Genomic DNA, 19,990 nt, shown 5'->3' on the forward strand with positions numbered 1-19,990 from the left:
GTCGATGGCAACGCGGACCCCCTTCGGAACATTCGGCATGCGCATGTTGGAGAACCGTTATGTACGTGTCCAAACCGCTTCCCGCGCTTGAGGGGCTGAAGGAACAGGCGAAACGCCTGCGCGCCGCTCTCGCAGGCGAGGGGCAGGCAATCACCCATTCGAAAGCGCTGGAACTCATCGCCGCGCAATATGGCTTCCGCGACTGGAATACCCTCCACGCATCAGCCGGCAACCGCCCCGCCTTCAACCCCTACCTTCTGGGCTCAAGGGTGGAAGGCTTTTATCTAGGCCAGCCCTTCGTGGCTTCGGTGCTGGGCGTACAGGCGCTCGGCGGCGATCCCGAACGCTACCGGCTGACCCTGCATCTCGACGATCCGGTGGATGTGGTGACTTTCGAAAGCTTTTCCGCCTTCCGGCAGCGGGTTCACTGCAACGTCGATACATCCGGCCGGACGGTGGAGAAAACCTCCAACGGTCGGCCGCAGGTGGAACTCGTCTGGTAAGGAGGCGCTGAAGGTTCTAGCGATGGCGCAAGCACCCGCCGAGTGGCGGGTGTCCCGTTTCTGTGACCAAGCCTAAATCCGCTTGCCCGATGCATCGAACAGATGGAAATCCTTTGCCTGTGCGGCGATCCGCAGCGTCTCGCCGATGCGCAGCTGCGAACGGCCGTGGACGCGGAAAACGATCGCAGTGCCATCGGCGAAGGATCCGTGCACATAACTTTCCGCACCCACCAGTTCCACGGCGTCCACCTGTACGGTGCCGGTGAAGGCGGCATCCGCAGGGGCTTCATCGGCAAGGGTGATATCTTCGGGGCGGATGCCGAGCGTTGCGACGCCCTGTGGCAGTGCAGTGGTTCCCTGCACCGACCAACCGGAAGAGCCGTTGGCCGTCGCCGTGCCGTGGTTGAGCAGGTTCATGGAGGGGGAGCCGATGAAGGTGGCGACGAAGGTGGTGGCCGGTTTTTCGTAAAGCTCGATCGGCGTGCCCATCTGCTCGATGCGGCCGGCATTCAGCACCACCAGCCGGTCTGCCAGCGTCATGGCCTCCATCTGGTCATGGGTCACGTAGACGCTGGTGGTGGCGAGCGAGCGTTGCAGGCGGCGGATTTCGACGCGCATCTGCACGCGCAGCTTGGCGTCGAGGTTGGAGAGCGGCTCGTCGAACAGGAAGGCTGCCGGCTTGCGCACGATGGCGCGGCCCATGGCGACGCGCTGGCGCTGGCCGCCGGAAAGCTGGCGCGGCCTGCGCTCCAGGAACTGTTCGATTTCGAGCGCCTTGGCCGCCTCGGTGATACGCCGATCGATCTCGTCCTTCGGCGTGTTGCGGTTCTTCAGGCCGTAGGCAAGGTTCTGCCGCACCGTCATATGCGGATAAAGCGCATAATTCTGGAACACCATGGCGATGTCGCGGTCGGATGGTTCGAGATCGTTGACGACGCGATCACCGATTATGATCTGGCCGCCCGAAATGCCCTCCAGTCCGGCAATCATGCGCAACAGGGTGGATTTTCCGCAGCCGGAGGGGCCGACGAGCACGATCATCTCGCCGTCGGCGATGTCCATCGATACGCCCTTGATGGCCTCGACATTGCCGCCATAAACCTTGCGGACGTCTTTCAGCGCAATTTTTGCCATTACTTCTCGGTCTCCACCAAACCTTTGACGAACCAGCGCTGCATCAGCACCACAACGATAACAGGGGGGATGATGGCGAGGATCGCCGTCACCATCACATAATTCCAGGGCGTCGAGGCATCGGTGAAATCCACCATGCGCTTGAGGCCGATGATGATCGTGTTCATCTTGGCGTCGTTGGTCACGAGCAGCGGCCAGAGATATTGGGTCCAGCCATAGATGAACAGGATCACGAACAGAGCGGCGATATTGGTTTTCGACAGCGGCAGCAGGATATCGCGCATGAAGCGGAACGGGCCGGCATTATCGATACGTGCCGCCTCGACCATCTCACCGGGAATGGTGAGGAAGAACTGCCGGAACAGGAATGTTGCCGTTGCCGACGCCATCAACGGCAGTGTCAGTCCTGCATAGGTATCGATCAGGCCTAAATCGACGATGACCTTGTAGGTGGGCAGGATACGCACTTCCACCGGCAGCATGAGCGTGATGAAGATCATCCAGAAAAAGCCCATGCGGAAGGGAAAGCGGAAAAACACAATCGCGAAGGCCGACAGGAACGAAATGACGATCTTGCCGATGGCGATGGCGAGCGCCACGACGAAGCTGTTGAACAGCAGCCGCTCGAGGCTGACGCCGACGACACGCTCGACGCCTCCGACCATGGCGTCGGTATAGTTTTCACCGAGATGGCCGCCGGGCAGCAGCGACATTGGCGGGCGGATGATGTCGTTCGACGTCATCGAGGAGGCGACGAAGGTGTAATAGATCGGGAAGGCCACGATGATGATGCCGAGTACCAGCATCAGATGGGCGATCACGCGTGCGACGGGGCGATTTTCAATCATGGGAAATCCTCAGCCGTAATGCACGCGCTTCTCGACGAAGCGGAACTGGAAGGCGGTGAGCGCGATGACGATCACCATCAGGATCACGGATTGCGCGGCGGAAGAGCCGAGATTGAGGTTCACGAAGCCATCATTATAGACCTTGTAGACCAGCGTTTCCGTGGCCTTTGCAGGCCCGCCGCCGGTGACGGCATGGATGATGCCGAAGGTATCGAAGAAGGCGTAGACAGTGTTGACGACCAGCAGGAAGAAGGTTGTCGGCGCAAGCAGCGGGAAAACGATGGTCCAGAAGCGTCGCGCACCACGCGCGCCGTCAATGGAGGCCGCTTCCAGCAATGATTTAGGAATTGCCTGTAAGCCTGCGACAAAAAACAGGAAATTGTAACTGATCTGCTTCCATGCCGCGGCGGCGACGACGAGCAGCATGGCTTGATTGCCGTTGAGCAGCGGGTCCCACATGATGCCGTTGCGGCGCAGGATATAGGAGAAGGTTCCCATGGCCGGGTTGAACATGAACAGCCACAACATGCCGGCCACGGCGGGCGCGACGGCGTAAGGCATGATCATCATGGTGCGGTAAAAGCCCTTGCCGCGCACCACGCGGTCCGCCGCTGTCGCCAGAAGCAGCGCCAGCCCCATGGAGACGAGTGCGGTCAGGATGCTGAAGATGACCGTGACCTGCAGCGAGTTCAGATAGCTCTCGTCTGAAAGTACGGCGGAAAAATTGGCCAGCCCGACGAAATTGCTGCTCAGCCCGAAGGCGTCCTCGCGCATGGTCGACTGGTAGAGCGCCTGGCTTGCAGGCCAGAAGAAAAAGATCACCGTGAGGATGATCTGCGGTGCGACCAGCAGATAGGGCAGGATCTTGTTGGGGAATACGACGCTTTGCACGGCGATCTCCTGATGAGATGGGAGTGCCGCCCGCACCGGATAAGGATGCGGGCGGGGGCAGGGATCGTTTAGTTGCCGATGGCCTGCTTGATGGCCGCATCACCGCGCGTGACAATCTTGTCGAGCGCCGTTTTTGCGTCCTGCTTGCCGGCCAGCATCGCCTCATACTCCTCGTTCATGATGTCGCGCACCTGCGGCAGATTCACGAGGCGCACGCCCTTGGAATTTTCCGTCGGCGGCTTGCCCATCATCTGCAGAAGCGGCGTTTCGCGGGCAGGGTTCTTGTCGTAGAAGCCGGATTTCTTGGTTTCCTCATAGGCCGCGATCGTCACCGGCATGTAGCCGGAGACCTGATGCAGGCGCGCCTGGATCTTGGTCTGGGAGAGGAAATGGAAGAATTCGGCCACACCCTTATATTCGGCATCGCTCTTGCCACCGAAGACCCAGAGGCTCGCGCCGCCCGGAATGGTGTTCTGCGGACCATGGCCCTCATAATAGGGAAGCTGGCCGATGCCGTAATTCATGCCGGTCTTGACGATATCGCCAAGGCCGCCGGAGGATTCGGTCAGGATGCCGCATTCTCCGGACATGAACAGCTGCTTGGCTTCCGAAGTACGGCCGCCATAACGGAAGACACCGTCTTTCGCCAGATCGGCAATCGCCTGGAAGTGTTCAACGAAGAGCGGCGCGTTGACGGCAAGCTTCACATCGGTGCTGCCAAGCCCGTTTTCATTACTGCCATAGGAAACGTTGTTCCACGCGGCGAAGTTTTCAGTCTGAATCCAGGTGAGCCATGTGGAGGTGAAACCGCATTGGGCGGCACCGCTGGTCTTGATCTTCTTGGCGGCTTCGAAAACTTCCGGCCATGTCTTCGGCGGGTTGGCGGCATCGAGGCCGGCTTTCTGGAAGACATCCTTGTTGTAATAGAGGATCGGAGAGGACGAATTATAGGGGAAGGACAGCATGGTGCCGTCAGGCTTGGAATAATAGGCGACGATGCCGGCCAGATATTCGTCCTTGTTGAAGGTATAACCGCCTTCCTTCAGAACATCCGCCACCGGCTTGATGGCGCCGGCGGCACCCATCATCACACCCGAGCCGGCGTCGAAGACCTGAATGATCGCGGGCGGCTGCTTGGCGCGGAAGGCGGCAATGCCGGCATTCAAGGTTTCCGGATAGGTGCCCTTGAAGACGGGCGTGATCTTGTAATCTTTCTGGCTCTCGTTGAACTCTTTCGCCAGCGTATCCACGACCTCGTTATTGGCGCCGGTCATGGCGTGCCACCACTGGATTTCCGTTACTGCATATGCATTCGATGTGACAAAAAACGAAAGCGCGGATGCCGCGGCGAGGCGGTAGCTGAGTTTTTTCAAGGTGATTCCTCCCATTATGAAAACAGTAAAAGATACAGCCCCTTAATTGCAGCCTATCCTCCTCGATCCGGCTGCGGGTGATCTTTACTGTATTAGCACTACCGATTAAAAGCGAACTCTAACGAAAATGCAAGAGAACGTGGAACGATTAAAACGAAAGTGAAGGAAACGGATTTATTATTCCATTTCCTTCGTTCCGTGGTTTTTTCATGCGCCCGAGAGTTGGGAGCATGTGGCCATGACATTTTCTTATCCGGCATAAGGGAATTGCTCTCGCCGGAAATCCCGTAATCGTCATTGATATGTTATTACATTACGTATTATGGTGCGGTGAATCTTATGGATAGCGAAGGTGCTGACGTGTTCGGAATGAAGCGGAAGAAGGCGGTGGAGCGCAGGGACGACGCAACCGTCGCGCCATCCGTCAGCACGGTGCCGGTCACCCTGCTGACGGGTTTTCTGGGGGCGGGCAAGACGACGTTGCTGAACGAGCTTCTGGCTGAGCCGACCATGGGGGATGCCGCTGTCATCGTCAATGAATTCGGCGCGGTGCCCATCGATCACGGTCTGGTTCGGACGGGTTCTGAACGATATTTCAGAACGACGACGGGCTGCATCTGCTGTACCGCCACCAGCGATATCCGCACCTCGCTTTACGAGCTGCATCAGGCCTTTCTGGAAGGGGTGGTGCCTGGTGTATCGCGCGTCGTTATCGAAACCACCGGCCTTGCCGATCCCGCACCGATCATCAACAGCCTGATCGCCGGCGGCACGCCGGCGCTTGGCCTGCGTGATCACATTGTCGCCCGGCATTTCCATCTTTCAGGCGTGGTGACGGCTTTCGACGTTGTCGCCGGCCCGGCGATGCTCGACAGTTTTATCGAGGGCTGGAAACAGCTTGCCTTTGCCGACCACGTCGTCCTGACGAAAACCGATCTTGCGGATGCTGCGGCTATTGACCGCGAAAGCCTCGCCGATCTCAATCCTGCGGCGTCGTTTCATGACCGTAATGCGGCCGGCTTCGACCTGATGTCGTTATTTAAGGCATCGGATTATTCGCTGCGCGGCAAGCCGGAGGATGCGCCGGGATGGTTGGCGGCCGACAGGCTGAGCCTTCATGCCGCCCATCAGCACGATATCAACCGCCATGGTGTCGGGGTCGAGGCCTTCGATCTCGCCTTTGACGGCGCTTTGGATCCGCAGGCGATTGTCACTTTTCTTGAACTCGTCACCAGCAATGTGCATTCCGGCCTGTTGCGGCTCAAGGGAATTTTCGGTGCGACTGACGACCCGGAGCGGCCGGTTGTCGCCCATGCGGTGCAGCATCGGCTTTATCCACTGACCCGGTTGGAAAGCTGGCCGGATGGCAACCGCGCAACGCGCATCGTCCTGATCGGCGTGGATATGCCGCAGCAGCCGATCCGCGATCTGTTCGATACATTGGCCTCGCAGGCGGGGCGGAAGGCATTCCGATGACGGTAAAAACGAATCCGCTTGCGCGCAGCGGCTCCGCGATCGTCTCGCAGGCCCGCATCATGAAGGATTGGACGCGGGAGCTGCTGTTTCTTTCAGAAGACGACATCGTCTCCGTCCACGAGATTTCCTGCGCGCTGCCGAATTGCCCGCCGAAGGAAACCGTAATCCTCATTCTGTCCGCATCCGGCAAGACCCGGCAATTGTCGGTTCATAAGGCGCTGCTGGATGTAGCCCGCCATGATGTGGTTCAGGCCATTGCCGCCGATGTGCCGGCCGTGTGAGACGTCGCCCGCTTGACGCCGGGGGCGTCATCCGGCACTTCGGCAAAGACCGTGAGATTCGCGGATGATGAAGGGCAGGCAATGGCCGATCTGGCAGTATATGCGGGTTTGTTTCTGACGGCGTTTATCGCGGCGACCATTCTGCCCATGCAGTCGGAGGCGGCACTGGCGGGCCTCATCCTTCTTAAATCCCAGCCTGTCTGGCTATTGGTCGCCGTGGCCAGCGCCGGCAATGTTGCAGGCTCCTTTGCCAACTGGCTGCTCGGCCGCGGCATTGAGCGCTTTCGGCGTGAACGCTGGTTTCCGGTCGGGGAGGCGACGCTGGAGCGCGCGCAGAACTGGTATCGTCGTTATGGCAAATGGTCCCTGCTGCTCAGCTGGGCGCCGCTGATCGGTGATCCGCTAACGGTTGCCGCCGGCATCATGAAGGAGCGGCTACCGGTCTTCCTGCTGCTGGTCACCATCGCCAAGGTCGGGCGCTATCTTGTGCTGGCGTTGGTAACGCTGAATTTTCTGTAGTGTTTCGTACGCTCATTTTCGCGAAACGGTGGTGCTTGTTTCTTCTCCCCGTCGGGGAGAAGATGGCCTGAAGGGTCAGATGAGGGGGCAAGCGCAGAGATTTGCGAAGAGCTTGCCCCCACAACCCGCTGCCGCGACCTTCTCCCCGGCGGGGAGAAGGCGAAAGACGCATCCGCTCGGCTAAAATGCGGGCGGTGGAGTCAATCAGGCTGCCTGCCTGTCCCAGCTGGCGAAGGGGTCCGGCAGGTGCCGCCATACATCCGGCGTGAATGCTTCGGTATCGATAAGGCAGGCATCGAGCTGCGCGCGGATGCGTGCCTCGCTCATCGGATCGGAGCCGATGAAGACGATTTCCTGTCGCCGGTCACCGAAGACCGGGTCGAGATAGGGCTTCATCATATCCAGAAACTGCTTTTCGCGCGGCCATTGCTCCCTAGGCACGGCGGACCACCAGAGGCCCATCCTGCCGGTGCGGACCAATGCGCCGGCCTGACTGATCTCGCCGACATAACGCGGACGCGTTGCCAGCCAGAAGAAGCCTTTGGCGCGCACCACCCCCGGCCAGGCGCGGTCGATGAAGCGCTGGAACAGTACGGGGTCAAACGGCTTTTGGGCGCGATAGACGAAGGAGCGGATGCCATATTCCTCGGTTTCGGGAATGTGATCCTTGAAGCCGTGCAATTCCTTGAACCACAGGGGGTGTTCTTCGGCCCTGGCGAAATCGAAACGGCCGGTGCCCAAAACCTCCTTCAGCGCCACCTTGCCGAAATCGGCCTCGATGAGTTTCGCATCCGGGTTCAGCCCGACGATGATCTTGCGTGCGGCATCCCTCTCATCCGGCGTGGCGGTGCCGATCTTGTTGAGGACGACGACATCCGCAAATTCGATCTGCTCCACCAGAAGATCGACGATCGTGCGGTTGTCACCTTCGCCCGCCGTTTCGCCCCGGTCGGCCAGAAAATCGGACGAGCCGTAATCCTTGAGAAGATTGGCGGCATCCACCACCGTCACCATGGTGTCCAGACGCGCGACATCGGAAAGGCTGCGGCCGTTTTCATCGCGAAAATCGAAGGTTGCTGCGACCGGCAGCGGTTCGGCGATGCCGGTGGATTCAATCAGCAGGTAATCGAAACGACCCTGTTCGGCCAGCGCCCGCACCTCGGTCAACAGGTCGTCGCGCAGCGTGCAACAGATGCAGCCATTGGTCATTTCCACCAACTGCTCTTCCGTACGGGAGAGATTGGCGCCGCCATCGCGCACCAGCGCGGCGTCGATATTGATCTCGCTCATGTCATTGACGATCAACGCGACGCGCAGACCATCGCGATTGGCGAGAATATGATTGAGAAGCGTCGTCTTGCCGGCGCCCAGAAAGCCGGAAAGCACGGTGACGGGAAGTTTTTTTGACATGTGGACCTCGTTCTTTAGCAACGCTCGCGTGGACCTCACGGCGGACACGCGGACGATCTGGAAACGACGGGTTCAATGCTGCCCCGTCCATATTCTGTAACGTAATAACATTACATATTGATTGCGTGTCAACGGGCGACAGAAAAAAACCTCCCGCAACGCGAGGTGGTCTGTGGCTTGCGCAGAGCGCAACGTCATCTTTCCAAGAGTTAATGTTATTTCATTACATATTCGTTTGACGAATGTAATAACATTACATATCAAGGGCCATCGAATGACATCCTGCCCCGGAGGGATCGATGAACGATCCGTGCCTTGCCTTCAAAAACCTGACACTTGGATATGCCGGCCGCGCGGCGGTGCATCATCTGAATGGCGATATCGCCAAAGGCTCGCTCACTGCGGTGGTCGGCGCCAATGGTTCTGGAAAATCGACGCTGATGAAAGGCATTGCCGGCATTCTGAAGCCGCTCGGCGGCGAGTGCCGGGTGAGTTCAGGTATTTCCGTCGCCTATCTGCCGCAGCAATCGGAACTCGACCGCTCCTTTCCGGCGCAGTTGCGGGATCTGGTTGCGCTTGGTCTCTGGCCGAAACGCGGCCTGCTCGGCCGCCACCGTCCCGCAGACCGGGCGGCGATGGGCCGCGTCATGGAAGCGGTCGGGCTTTCCGGTTTTGAGAGGCGCAATATCGACTCGTTGTCCGGCGGCCAGATGCAGCGCGCTTTGTTTGCCCGCGCCATGCTGCAGGATGCGCAGCTGATCCTGCTCGACGAGCCCTTCAACGCCGTCGACGAGCGCACCGTTGCCGACCTTATGGTGCTGATCAAATCATGGGTGGCGGAGGGGCGCACGGTTCTGGCCGTCCTTCATGACCATCAATTGGTGCGGCAGCACTTTCCTCAGACCCTGTTCCTTGCCCGGAAGCTCGTCGGTCTGGGCACGACAGCTGATGTCCTCAAGGCGGAGAACATCCGGCAGGCGCGGCATTTCCACGAGGCATGGGAGGAAAATGCACCCTGGTGTGAGCCGGCCGACGAGCCTTCGGCCCAAATAGTCGGGGCAAGTCCGCAAACGGCATCCGTCCATTCCCATGCCCACTCACACGCGAATTTGAATGCCCATGGCTGATATCTTCATCCAACCCTTCGTCCAGTATGTCTTCATGCAGCGCGCGCTTGCCGGTGCCTTGATCCTTGCCATCAGCTGCGGCCCGGTCGGGGTGTTTCTGATGCTGCGCCGCATGAGCCTGACAGGCGACGCCATGTCCCACGCCATCCTGCCGGGGGCGGCGGTCGGGTTTCTGTTCTACGGGCTGGAAATCCTGCCCATGACCATCGGCGGGCTGGCCGTCGGCCTACTGGTCGCGCTGGGCGCGGGTGCTGTGTCGCGCTTCACTATCCAGAAGGAAGACGCCTCGCTTGCCGCCTTCTATCTCATTTCACTGGCGCTCGGCGTGCTGCTTGTATCGTGGCGCGGTTCGAGCGTCGATCTCATGCATGTGCTGTTCGGCACGGTGCTGGCGCTGAACAATGAGGCGCTCGGCCTGATCGGCGGCATCTGCATCGTGACGCTTCTGGTGATGATCACCTTCTGGCGGGCGCTGCTGGCGGAATGCCTCGATCCCCTGTTCCTGCGTTCGGTCAGCAACTGGGGCAGCCCGGTGCATTTCCTCTTCCTCGCCATCGTCGTGCTCAATCTGGTCGGCGGCTTCCAGGCGCTGGGAACGCTGCTGTCGGTCGGCCTGATGATGCTGCCCGCCGCCGCCAGCCGCTTCTGGTCCAATCGCGTCGCGCCCATGTGCTTCATCTCCATCGGCATCGGCATGGTTTCCTGCTTTGCGGGCCTGCTTTTGTCCTATCACGCGTCGCTGCCATCAGGCCCGGCGATCATCCTTTCCGCGGGCGTCATCTATGCGCTCTCCATCCTCGTCGGCACGCGCGGCGTGCTCAGCGATCTTCTCGGTTCCGGCCGTCACAGAGCGGCCTGAAAACAGCGTTCGAAAAAAGGAGAACCTTCATGTTCAAAACCCTCCGTCTAGCAACGGGCGTCAGCCTTCTTTCCCTCTCCCCGGTTCTGATGGCGCAGGCGTCCGCCGCCGAACTCAAGGTCGTGGCGAGCTTCTCGATCATTGCCGATTTCGCCAAAAACGTTGGCGGTGACCGTGTCGAAATCACCACCCTGGTCGGGCCGGATGGCGATGCCCATGTCTATGAGCCGCGCCCGGCCGATGCCGTCGCCGTCAGCAAGGCGGATGTGGTGCTGGTCAATGGTCTGGAATTCGAAGGCTTCCTGAAGCGGCTGATCGACACAAGCGGCACAAAGGCGCCGGTGGTGGAACTGACGAAGGGTGTGGAGCCGCTCAAGCTTTCCGAAGAGCCGGCCGGTCACGCCCATCCGGAAGCGGAAGAAGAGGAAGGTCACGATCACAAGGCAGAAGAAGCCGGCCACAAGCACGAGGCGGCCGAGGCCCATGATCACGATCACGGCCATGAGGGACACCACCATCACGGCGAGTTCGACCCGCATGCCTGGCAGTCGATCAAGAACGCCGAAATCTACGTGAAGAACATTGCCGGCGCCTTTTGCGAGGTCGACAAGGCCGGTTGCGCCACTTACACCGCCAATTCGGATGCCTATATCGCCAAGCTTGCCGCTCTGAACGAGAAGGTGAAGACCGAGATCGCCGCCATCCCGCCGGAAAAGCGTGTCATCATCACCTCGCATGACGCTTTCGGTTATTTTGAGCATGCCTATGGCCTGAACTTCCTCGCGCCCGAGGGCGTATCGACGGAATCCGAAGCTTCAGCCGCCGATGTCGCCAAGCTGGTGGATCAGGTGAAGCACGACAAGGCTTCGGCAATCTTCGTCGAAAATATCACCGACAAGCGGCTGATAGACCAGATCGCCAGCGAAACTGGCCTCAAGGTTGGCGGCACGCTTTATTCCGACGCGCTTTCGACCGCCGACGGCCCGGCTGCCACCTATATCGACATGATCAACCACAATATCGAGACGATTACGGCGGCCGTTCTCAGCCAGTAAAACGGGCAGTTTCGCTATGAGCTGGGGAGGGTGGCCTGCGCCGCCCTCTCTGCTTTTTGTGGTTTGCCCCTGCAGATATTTATGCAGTTCGACCGCAGGCGCAGAAGCCGTCGAGATCTCGCAGCGTCATCAGAAAACCTTGCGCAGGAAAAACCGGCTGTGCGGCCCGGGATAGTTCTCAATGGTGCCAAAGACCTCGTAGCCTTGCTTCTTGTAAAATTCGGGAGCCTGAAATGCGAAGGTATCGAGCCAGGTCCCTTTGCAACCCTCACCTTTTGCCCAGTCTTCCGCATCTCGCAGTAACTTCGACCCCAGATTTTCGCCACGCATGGCTTCCGGAACGAACAGCAGCTCGATGAAAAGCCAGTCGTAATAGAGCTTCGCCCACAAGCCGCCGCGAACTTCATTTTCGTTATCGCGGAGCAAGAGCGCCAGCGGCTTGTAATTTTCATCTCCCGCTTTTGAGAGATTGTAAGCAAGAAGAGGCTCGAGGATGGCCTTTCGATCCTCTTCCGCTGGCTCCAAAACACGCTGAATAGTCACGAGAGGCATTTCCATCTCCGTCGATTCCTGACCTTGGGAATGAATTCGATAGTAGATGAATGCACGGTTGTCACGCCCACTTGCTGGCGCAAATATGCGGCCTGCTGTGGAGCGAGAAGGCGGGACAGCATCAGAGCGACAATCCCTTCGCGATGGCCCTGGAACTGCTCCTTTAGCGATTTCCATATCGGTGCTACACACCATCTTCATGGCTGATGCGCTTCACATCTTCACCGACGGCTCCTTCGATAATGCCTCCCGATCCGGAGGATGGGCGTTCGTCGTTCATGAAGCAGGCCTTCAAGTCCATTCCGCCTCGGGCAAGACGGTTGGCGCATCGAACAATACGTTCGAGGTCCTCGCTGTCCTGAACGCAATGTCCTGGATCGCCGCCGAGGCGCCAACGCGGGCAGTCACGCTCTGGACGGACGCTGTTCATGTCATTGAAGGCTGCCGCCGATATAGGGCCATCTGGCGCACCAATGGCTGGAAGCGGATCACACCTAACCAGCGCACCCGCCGAAGACCGATCCCCGACAGGGAAATCTGGCAGCAGCTCGACAATCTGCTGGAGCGGCATCCCCATGTGGTCGTGGAATGGTGCAAAGGGCATTCCGGCACTGTCGGTAATGAGTATGCCGATGCATTGGCGCGTGGGGTAGCCCGCGCTACGGTGAATTAGTCGGCGGCCGTCAGTCGCCGAGATTCGGTGCGTTAAGCTCTTAACTCCAGTCACTTTCGGTCTCGATCTTTTCCCGTATCGGGCGGTTGCGCGGTACTTTTTTACCGCAACGTCAACCCACGTAATCACCCACGGCGACCTGAATCGTTTCAGGTATTTTGTGCCATTTCGGAGGCACAACAGGACATCGTGAAGGAGTGGCTCCACCAGAATCCGTCCTTGCCGGTTGACAATCCATCCACCCTTTGAAATGGTAAGATGTCAGACCAATTTAGAGGGTGCGTCTTGGACAGATCCAGCCGGGAACTCATGCAGCCGATTCCGCCGAGCGACCGCGTGCGCCAGGTCGAGGCCGCTCTTTCCGACTATGTGGAGCGGGCAGGGCTGAAGGCGGGAGACCGGCTGCCGGCGGAGCGGGAACTGATGGCGGCGCTGGGCGTGGGCCGATCCACCATCCGTGAAGTCATCCGCAAGTTTCAGGCGCTGGGTGTCATCGACAGCCGCAAGGGCAGCGGCAATTATCTGCTGAAGCCGATTTCCGCTGCCACCGTGCATATGCCGATTTCCATCGATGCCGAAAGCCTGCGCGATGCGCTTTTGATGACGCTGGAGGTGCGGCGTGGCATCGAAGTGGAAGCGTCCATGGCGGCGGCGCGCCGCCGCACGGCGGAAGATATTGTCACGATGGAAGCGCGGCTCGATGAGATGGAGCGGGTGCATCTGGCTGAAGGCACGTCCGGCAAGGCCGACCTTGCCTTCCACCTCTCCATCTATGACGCCACGCATAATTCGCTGTTCAAGCAGCTGCTGGAGCAGATGCGCGAAGGTTTCGAACGTTTCTGGCTGAAGCCTTTCGACCGGCCGGACTTTGCAAGCCGCTCCTTCCCCTTTCACCGCACGCTGTTCAACGCCATCGCCGCCGGCGATGCGGAGACCGCCCGTGAAGAAACACTGAAAATCCTCGCTGTCGTCGAGGAGGATATCAAGGACATGTCGAAATGAACCAAGGCAACGATCTCTTCGATCCCGCCTCCCTGATCGTCGCCCATGACGAGGCCCACGCTTTCGAAGCCGTGGTGCCGCCACTTGTGCAGACCTCGCTTTTCACCTTTTCCAGCTACGACGAAATGGTTTCCACCTATCGCGGCGAAAAGGTGCGGCCGGTCTATACGCGAGGGTTGAACCCGACCGTGCGGATGTTCGAAGAGATGCTGGCAAAGCTGGAGGGCGCAGAAGATGCGCTGGGTTTTGCCAGCGGCATGTCCGCCATTTCGTCCACCGTTCTCTCCTTCGTTTCGCCGGGCGACCGCATCGTCGCGGTGCGCCATGTCTATCCCGATGCGTTCCGCCTGTTTGGCACCTTTATGCAGCGCATGAATATCGAGGTGGTCTATGTCGACGGCCGCGACGAGGCGGCGGTTGAAAAGGCTATGCCGGGCGCGAAGCTGTTCTACATGGAAAGCCCCACCAGCTGGGTGATGGAGGCCCATGATGTCGGTGCGCTCGCCGCGATTGGCAAGCGCCATGGCGCCGTCACCGTCATCGACAATTCCTGGGCAAGCCCTGTCTTCCAGCAGCCGATCTCGCTCGGTGTCGATCTTGTCGTGCATTCGGCGTCAAAATATCTCGGCGGGCACAGCGATGTGGTCTCCGGCGTGGTTGCCGGTTCCAAGGCGATGATCGACCGTATCCGGGCGGAAACCTATCCCTATCTCGGCGGCAAGATGTCGCCCTTCGATGCGTGGTTGCTGATCCGCGGCTTGCGCACCCTGCCGCTGCGCATGAGGGCGCATCAGGCATCGGCGTTGGATATTGCCAGCCGCCTGCAGGCGCTCGATGTGGTGGAAAAGGTTTGCCATCCGGGATTGGCGAACCGCCTGCCGCCCGGCCTCAACGGTACGTCTGGCCTGTTTTCCTTCATTTTCAAGGAAGGGGTGGATGTGCGCGCTTTTGCCGACCGCCTCAAACTTTTCAAACTGGGTGTTTCCTGGGGTGGGCATGAAAGCCTGATCGTCCCGGGTGAAGTGGTGCTTGAACAGAAGGCGCAGCCAAACTCCGCGCACACGTTCGGCATCAGCGCGCGTTCGGTGCGCCTGCATGTCGGACTGGAGGGCACGGAAGCGCTCTGGAACGATCTCGAACCCGCGATCAAGGCGGCCACGGCCGCCTGACGCGTTTTAAAACTGACGACAAAAAAGGGGAGAACGACATGAAAAAACTGGTAGCAGCAGCAATCTTCACCGCCCTGATGACCGGAACGGCGCTGGCGGATACGACCTTGAAACTGGTCGAGGTCATTACAAGTCCCGAACGGACGGAAACGCTGAAGGGCATCGTTTCGAAGTTCGAAACTGCCAATCCCGGCACCAAGGTGGAGATCATCTCTCTGCCCTGGAGCGAGGCCTTCCAGAAATTCGCAACCATGGTCTCTGCCGGCGATGTGCCTGATGTGATGGAAATGCCCGACACCTGGCTTTCGCTTTATGCCAATAACGGCATGCTCGAGAGCCTGGAACCTTATCTCGCCAAGTGGGAACACACCAAGGGTCTGAGCGAGCGCACGCTGGAACTCGGCCGCGACGTGAAGAACACGGCCTACATGCTTCCCTACGGTTTTTATCTCCGGGCCATGTTCTACAACAAGAAACTGCTGGAACAGGCTGGCGTGAAGGAGCCGCCGAAGACGCTCGACGAATTCGCCGATGCCTCCAAGAAGGTCGCAGCACTTCCCGGTAAATACGGTTATTGCCTGCGTGGCGGGCCGGGCGGACTTAACGGCTGGGTCATGTTCGGCGCGTCCATGGCGGGATCGAACGAGTTCTTCACCAAGGACGGCACCTCCACCTTCGACAGCCCCGGCTGGGTGAAGGGCCTGACCTATGTGATCGATCTCTACAAGAACGGGTTGGCGCCGAAGGACAGCGTCAATTGGGGCTTCAACGAGATCGTCGCGGGCTTTTATTCCGGCACCTGCGCCTTCCTCGATCAGGATCCGGACGCCCTTATCGCCATTGCCCAGCGCATGAAGCCGGAAGATTTCGGTGTCATGACCATGCCGAAGGGACCTGATGGCAAGACCTTCCCGACCATCGGTTTCGCCGGCTGGTCGATCATGTCTGCCTCCGCCAACAAGGACCTTTCCTGGAAACTGGTCGAGACGCTTGAAGGGCCGGAAGGCAATATCGAGTGGAACAAGAAGACGGGCGCGCTGCCGGTGCACAAGTCGGCGGAGAAGGACCCCTTCTATGCCAGCGAGCAGTTCAAGGGCTGGTTCAACGAGCTGGCGGACAAGAACGCCGTGCCGACGAAGATGCCGACCTACCTTGAGGAGTTCGCCTTCTTCAAGGATTCGCTTGTGATCAAGACATCGCAGGAAGCGCTTCTTGGCGATATCTCGCCGGAAGACCTCGCCAAGCAATGGGCTGATTACATGACCAAGGCGCAGCAGAAGTTCCTCGCCTCGAAATAAACCATACGGCCGGCCGCGCGGGCAATTGATGTCCGTGCGGCTGTTTGCCGGGCCTTCGGTGCGACAGGCCTTCATCTTGCAATTTTTCGGATCGGCCGGCCAAAGGCTGGAAACCTGTCCTTTCCGTCGTCCGTTCAGGGAGCGATACAATGTCCTATGCCCATGGCGCCGGGCCGGTGGCCGCGCGCAAACCGGCTGGCAAACCAGCGATGCGAAGGTTTGCCGACTGGGCCGAACCCTGGCTCTATAGTGCGCCGGTTCTCGTGCTCATCGTTGCCGTCATGCTGGTGCCGCTGGTGCTCGGCCTGTCCTATGCGTTTCGCGACGTGCAACTGCTCAATCCTTTTTCCGGCGGTTTCGTCGGCCTGAAACATTTGGAGGCGCTGTCACAGGATGCTGCCTTTTACCGGGCCTTGAAAAATACGCTTTGGTGGACCGGTGCTTCCGTCTTCCTGCAATTCTTCTTCGGCCTCATCCTGGCGCTGCTGCTGGACAAGCCGTTCGCGGGCAGGGGGCTGGCGCAGGCGCTGGTGTTTCTGCCATGGGCCGTGCCAACCTTCCTCGCCGGTCTCAACTGGGCATGGCTGTTCAATCCCGTCATCGGGCCGCTGCCGCACTGGATGGTCTCGCTCGGCCTTCTCTCCGCGCCGAACAATATTCTCGCCGATCCGCATCTCGCCATGTGGGGGCCGATCATCGCCAATGTCTGGTGGGGCATTCCCTTCTTCGCCATCACATTGCTTGCCGCACTTCAGGCGATCCCGCGCGATCTTTACGAGGCCGCTTCCATCGACGGGGCAAACCCGTTGCAGCGCTTCACCTCCATCACCCTGCCATTTCTCGCACCCACTATCGCCATCACCGTTTTGCTGCGCACCGTCTGGATCGCCAATTTCGCCGATCTCATCATCGTCATGACCAATGGCGGACCGGCAGACCGCACCCAGATCGTCGCCAGTTACATCTTTACGCAGGCCTTCCGGCGGCTTGATTTCGGTTATGCCTCGGCCATCGCGCTGGTGCTTCTGGTGCTGCTTCTGGCCTATTCCATGCTCATCGTGCTCCTGCGCCAACGCCTTATCGAGAAGGACTGACCGATGACATCAAGGATATTCCTCACCCTTGCCCATCGCCTGGCAATCCTTGCCTATATCGTCTTCGCGCTGTTTCCGCTGTTCTGGCTGCTCAAGGTCTCGGTTACGCCGAATGACCTGCTTTATAGCGAGGGCGTGCGGATGTGGCCGTCGCATGCGACGCTTGATCACTACCGTTATGTCATAGAAAACAGTGCCTTCCCGACGTTTTTTAAGAACAGCGTCATCGTTGCCGGCTCCACGGCACTTGCCGTTACGGTGCTCTCGTCACTGTCCGGTTATGCGCTGTCGCGGTTCCGCTTCAAGGGCAAATACTGGATCGTGGCGCTGATGCTGATTACCCAGATGTTTCCGCTGGTCATGCTGGTCGCGCCGATCTTCAAGATGCTGTCGCCGCTCGGCCTCACCAACAGCCTGACGGGTCTCGTCATCGTCTACACCGCCTTCAACGTGCCGTTTGCCACTTTCCTAATGCAGTCATTCTTCGACGGTATTCCGAAGGATCTGGAAGAGGCGGCGATGATCGACGGGGCAAGCCGTTTCACGGCATTCCGCCAGATCATCCTGCCGCTGACATTGCCGGGCATCGCTGCGACGCTGGGCTTCGTCTTCACCGCCGCGTGGAGCGAGTTGCTGTTTGCGCTGATGCTGATTTCGGGCAACCAGAGCGCCACATTCCCGGTCGGGCTGTTGACCTTCGTTTCAAAATTTTCCGTCGATTTCGGGCAGATGATGGCGGCGGGTGTTCTGGCGCTCATTCCGGCCTGTCTCTTCTTCCTGCTCATTCAACGTTATCTCGTGCAGGGCCTGACGGCCGGCGCGGTGAAAGGATAATCCCATGGCTTCCATCGAGCTGAAGAATGTCGGCAAGACCTATGGCGACCTTGCGGTCCTGCACGGGGTCGATCTGAAGATCGAGGACGGCGAATTCATCGTCCTCGTTGGCCCATCCGGCTGCGGAAAATCGACACTTTTGCGAATGATCGCCGGTCTGGAGGAGATTTCAGCGGGCGAATTGACCATCGACGGTGAGCGCGTTAACGACCGCAAGCCGAAGGACCGGGATATCGCCATGGTGTTCCAGTCCTATGCGCTTTATCCGCATATGAGCGTCGCCGACAATATGAGCTACAGCCTGCGCCTGCGCCGCAGCACCAAGGAAACAATCGCGGCGGCCGTGGCCGGTGCTTCGGCGAAACTCGGTCTCGATCCCTATCTGGCACGCCGTCCGAAGGCGCTTTCCGGCGGCCAGCGCCAGCGCGTCGCCATGGGCCGGGCCATCGTGCGCCAGCCTAAGGCATTTCTGTTCGATGAGCCACTCTCCAACCTCGATGCACGGCTTCGCGAGCAGATGCGGGCCGAAATCAAGCGCATGCATGCTGATCTCGGCGCCACCTCGGTTTATGTCACCCATGACCAGATCGAGGCGATGACGCTGGCATCCCGTATCGTCGCGATGAATGCCGGCCATGTGCAGCAGATCGGCGCACCGCTCGATCTCTACGATCGCCCAGCCAATCTGTTCGTCGCTGGTTTTATCGGTTCGCCTGGCATGAATTTTCTGGAAGGACGGCTCGGGCGGGAAAATGGCGGTAGTTTCGTCGTGCTCGGCGATGGCACACGCCTCGAACTCGGCCGCGACGTGAAGCTTGCCGATGGTGAGCCGGTCACACTCGGTATCCGGCCGGAACATGTCACCGTCTCGCCTGCGGATGGTGCTGTCGAGGCGACCGTCGATCTCGTCGAGCCGACGGGTCTCGGCATCATCCTGCACCTGACCGTGCATGGATTGCCCTTCAAGCTGTTTTCGTCTGATCGGGCGCTGTTGCAGCCGGGCAAGTCCCTGCGGGTCGGTTTCCCGCAGGAACGGCTTCATGTCTTTGACAGAGACGGTGTCAGGATCGGTGAGGCCTGAACTTAAGGCCTCATATCGCGATGCCCTTGTCATCGAACCTGTGGATTTTGGTGTCATCGGGCGTGATGAACACGGTATCACCGTGTCTGCATTCGAACTCACCATCGGTTCTGGCGGTGATCGGCCCGATGCCTTGGACGTCGAGGTGGAGGAAGGTATCGGAGCCGAGATGTTCGGCAACCGTGACCTTGCCCTGCCACAACCCACTTTCTTTCGACAGCACCAGATGCTCCGGCCGCACGCCGGCGGTAGTCGCTCCCTTTTGCCGGGCATAGTCGCCGGTCACCAGGTTCATGCGCGGCGAGCCGATGAAGCCGGCGACGAAGAGGTTGCGCGGTGTCTTGTAGAGCTCCATCGGCGAGCCGACCTGCTCGATATTGCCGCGGTTGAGCACCACGATCTTGTCGGCCATGGTCATGGCCTCGACCTGATCGTGGGTGACGTAGATCATCGTCGTCTTCAGCGTATTGTGCAGCTCGGAGATTTCCAGCCGCATGGTGCCGCGCAGCGCCGCATCGAGGTTGGAGAGCGGCTCGTCAAACAGAAACGCTTTCGGTTCGCGCACGATGGCGCGGCCGATGGCGACGCGCTGGCGCTGGCCGCCTGACAGCTGCGAGGGCCGGCGTTCGAGATAATCGGTGAGGTTGAGGATACGGGCGGCATCGTCGACCTTCTTGTCGATGACGGCCTTGTCGAGCTTGGCCATCTTCAGCGGGAAGGCGATGTTGTTGCGCACGCTCATATGCGGATAAAGCGCATAGGACTGGAACACCATGGCAAGGCCGCGCTCGGCCGGGGCCTTTTCGGTGGC

The 19,990-nt window shown here is 59.6% G+C and carries 21 protein-coding genes; 14 read left to right on the forward strand and 7 right to left on the reverse strand.

Annotation, left to right across the window (positions count from 1 at the left end):
• The first annotated feature begins 59 nt into the window (after positions 1 to 59).
• A complete protein-coding gene (locus tag V6R85_RS19635; RefSeq protein ID WP_112212285.1) occupies positions 60 to 503 on the forward strand; it encodes a glyoxalase superfamily protein in 444 nt (147 codons plus the stop codon).
• A gap of 72 nt (positions 504 to 575) precedes the next feature.
• Here the strand turns inward: V6R85_RS19635 and V6R85_RS19640 are convergent, their stop codons facing one another.
• From V6R85_RS19640 to ugpB, 4 genes are all read right to left on the reverse strand, one after another.
• On the reverse strand, positions 576 to 1,637 hold the full coding sequence (locus tag V6R85_RS19640) for a sn-glycerol-3-phosphate import ATP-binding protein UgpC (protein WP_099087121.1): 1,062 nt from the start codon (positions 1,635 to 1,637) through the stop codon (positions 576 to 578).
• A complete protein-coding gene (gene ugpE, locus V6R85_RS19645; protein ID WP_003506733.1) occupies positions 1,637 to 2,485 on the reverse strand; it encodes a sn-glycerol-3-phosphate ABC transporter permease UgpE in 849 nt (282 codons plus the stop codon). Before ugpE ends, V6R85_RS19640 begins: the two co-directional genes overlap by 1 nt.
• Positions 2,486 to 2,494: 9 nt before the next feature.
• Positions 2,495 to 3,376 (reverse strand): sn-glycerol-3-phosphate ABC transporter permease UgpA, encoded by an 882-nt coding sequence (ugpA, locus tag V6R85_RS19650; protein WP_003506735.1) that lies wholly within the window; start codon positions 3,374 to 3,376, stop codon positions 2,495 to 2,497.
• Between the two features lie 68 nt (positions 3,377 to 3,444).
• Entirely contained in the window at positions 3,445 to 4,755 is a 1,311-nt protein-coding gene (ugpB, locus tag V6R85_RS19655; RefSeq protein WP_174014776.1) for a sn-glycerol-3-phosphate ABC transporter substrate-binding protein UgpB, read from the reverse strand.
• Positions 4,756 to 5,088: 333 nt separating this feature from the next.
• On the opposite strand from ugpB, the gene V6R85_RS19660 reads away from it, so the two are divergent.
• The 3 genes from V6R85_RS19660 to V6R85_RS19670 all read left to right on the forward strand — a co-directional run bounded on the left by V6R85_RS19660 (position 5,089) and on the right by V6R85_RS19670 (position 7,025).
• Positions 5,089 to 6,225: a GTP-binding protein gene (locus V6R85_RS19660; protein WP_162724173.1), complete on the forward strand. Its 1,137-nt coding sequence runs from the start codon at positions 5,089 to 5,091 to the stop codon at positions 6,223 to 6,225.
• On the forward strand, positions 6,222 to 6,506 hold the full coding sequence (locus V6R85_RS19665) for a hypothetical protein (protein ID WP_003506739.1): 285 nt from the start codon (positions 6,222 to 6,224) through the stop codon (positions 6,504 to 6,506). Before V6R85_RS19660 ends, V6R85_RS19665 begins: the two co-directional genes overlap by 4 nt.
• An 81-nt stretch (positions 6,507 to 6,587) precedes the next feature.
• Positions 6,588 to 7,025, forward strand: coding sequence for a YqaA family protein (locus V6R85_RS19670; RefSeq protein ID WP_060724971.1), 438 nt, complete (start codon positions 6,588 to 6,590; stop codon positions 7,023 to 7,025).
• A 204-nt stretch (positions 7,026 to 7,229) separates the two neighbouring features.
• Here V6R85_RS19670 and zigA read toward each other — a convergent pair whose 3' ends face one another.
• Positions 7,230 to 8,435, reverse strand: coding sequence for a zinc metallochaperone GTPase ZigA (gene zigA / locus V6R85_RS19675; protein ID WP_065695022.1), 1,206 nt, complete (start codon positions 8,433 to 8,435; stop codon positions 7,230 to 7,232).
• Positions 8,436 to 8,734: 299 nt separating this feature from the next.
• Here zigA and aztA point away from each other — a divergent pair, with 299 nt between their 5' ends.
• From aztA to aztC, 3 genes are read left to right on the forward strand one after another with little or no spacing between them, the layout of a single operon-like run.
• Positions 8,735 to 9,562 carry a zinc ABC transporter ATP-binding protein AztA gene (gene aztA / locus V6R85_RS19680; protein WP_112958645.1) on the forward strand — a complete coding sequence of 276 codons (828 nt, stop codon included), beginning with the start codon at positions 8,735 to 8,737 and terminating at the stop codon, positions 9,560 to 9,562.
• The gene (gene aztB / locus V6R85_RS19685; protein WP_077998654.1) at positions 9,555 to 10,421 is read left to right on the forward strand and encodes a zinc ABC transporter permease AztB; all 867 of its coding nucleotides are present in this window, start codon (positions 9,555 to 9,557) and stop codon (positions 10,419 to 10,421) included. Before aztA ends, aztB begins: the two co-directional genes overlap by 8 nt.
• Before the next feature lie 29 nt (positions 10,422 to 10,450).
• Positions 10,451 to 11,476, forward strand: coding sequence for a zinc ABC transporter substrate-binding protein AztC (gene aztC, locus V6R85_RS19690; RefSeq protein WP_003510406.1), 1,026 nt, complete (start codon positions 10,451 to 10,453; stop codon positions 11,474 to 11,476).
• A 129-nt stretch (positions 11,477 to 11,605) separates the two neighbouring features.
• On the opposite strand, the gene V6R85_RS19695 is transcribed toward aztC, so the two are convergent.
• Positions 11,606 to 12,034 (reverse strand): GNAT family N-acetyltransferase, encoded by a 429-nt coding sequence (locus V6R85_RS19695; protein WP_223564883.1) that lies wholly within the window; start codon positions 12,032 to 12,034, stop codon positions 11,606 to 11,608.
• 193 nt (positions 12,035 to 12,227) lie between these two features.
• Between V6R85_RS19695 and V6R85_RS19700 the strand changes: the two genes are divergently transcribed.
• The 7 genes from V6R85_RS19700 (at position 12,228) to V6R85_RS19730 (ending at position 19,179) form a co-directional block, all read left to right on the forward strand.
• A complete protein-coding gene (locus V6R85_RS19700) occupies positions 12,228 to 12,701 on the forward strand; it encodes a ribonuclease H family protein (RefSeq protein WP_080867430.1) in 474 nt (157 codons plus the stop codon).
• A 309-nt stretch (positions 12,702 to 13,010) separates the two neighbouring features.
• Positions 13,011 to 13,703, forward strand: coding sequence for a FadR/GntR family transcriptional regulator (locus tag V6R85_RS19705; RefSeq protein WP_003510400.1), 693 nt, complete (start codon positions 13,011 to 13,013; stop codon positions 13,701 to 13,703).
• A complete protein-coding gene (locus V6R85_RS19710; RefSeq protein ID WP_020813353.1) occupies positions 13,700 to 14,872 on the forward strand; it encodes a PLP-dependent transferase in 1,173 nt (390 codons plus the stop codon). The genes V6R85_RS19705 and V6R85_RS19710 overlap by 4 nt, the downstream gene beginning before the upstream one ends.
• Before the next feature lie 38 nt (positions 14,873 to 14,910).
• Positions 14,911 to 16,170, forward strand: coding sequence for an ABC transporter substrate-binding protein (locus V6R85_RS19715; protein WP_099087117.1), 1,260 nt, complete (start codon positions 14,911 to 14,913; stop codon positions 16,168 to 16,170).
• A 149-nt stretch (positions 16,171 to 16,319) separates the two neighbouring features.
• Positions 16,320 to 17,264: a carbohydrate ABC transporter permease gene (locus V6R85_RS19720; protein WP_003510397.1), complete on the forward strand. Its 945-nt coding sequence runs from the start codon at positions 16,320 to 16,322 to the stop codon at positions 17,262 to 17,264.
• A gap of 3 nt (positions 17,265 to 17,267) precedes the next feature.
• Positions 17,268 to 18,098, forward strand: coding sequence for a carbohydrate ABC transporter permease (locus V6R85_RS19725; protein WP_003510396.1), 831 nt, complete (start codon positions 17,268 to 17,270; stop codon positions 18,096 to 18,098).
• A gap of 4 nt (positions 18,099 to 18,102) precedes the next feature.
• On the forward strand, positions 18,103 to 19,179 hold the full coding sequence (locus V6R85_RS19730) for a sn-glycerol-3-phosphate ABC transporter ATP-binding protein UgpC (RefSeq protein WP_112958646.1): 1,077 nt from the start codon (positions 18,103 to 18,105) through the stop codon (positions 19,177 to 19,179).
• 10 nt (positions 19,180 to 19,189) lie between these two features.
• On the opposite strand, the gene V6R85_RS19735 is transcribed toward V6R85_RS19730, so the two are convergent.
• The coding region (locus tag V6R85_RS19735; RefSeq protein ID WP_336377140.1) for an ABC transporter ATP-binding protein at positions 19,190 to 19,990 on the reverse strand (801 nt) is incomplete at its 5' end.

Source organism: Agrobacterium sp. CCNWLW32 (assembly GCF_037083425.1).
GTDB lineage: Bacteria > Pseudomonadota > Alphaproteobacteria > Rhizobiales > Rhizobiaceae > Agrobacterium > Agrobacterium radiobacter.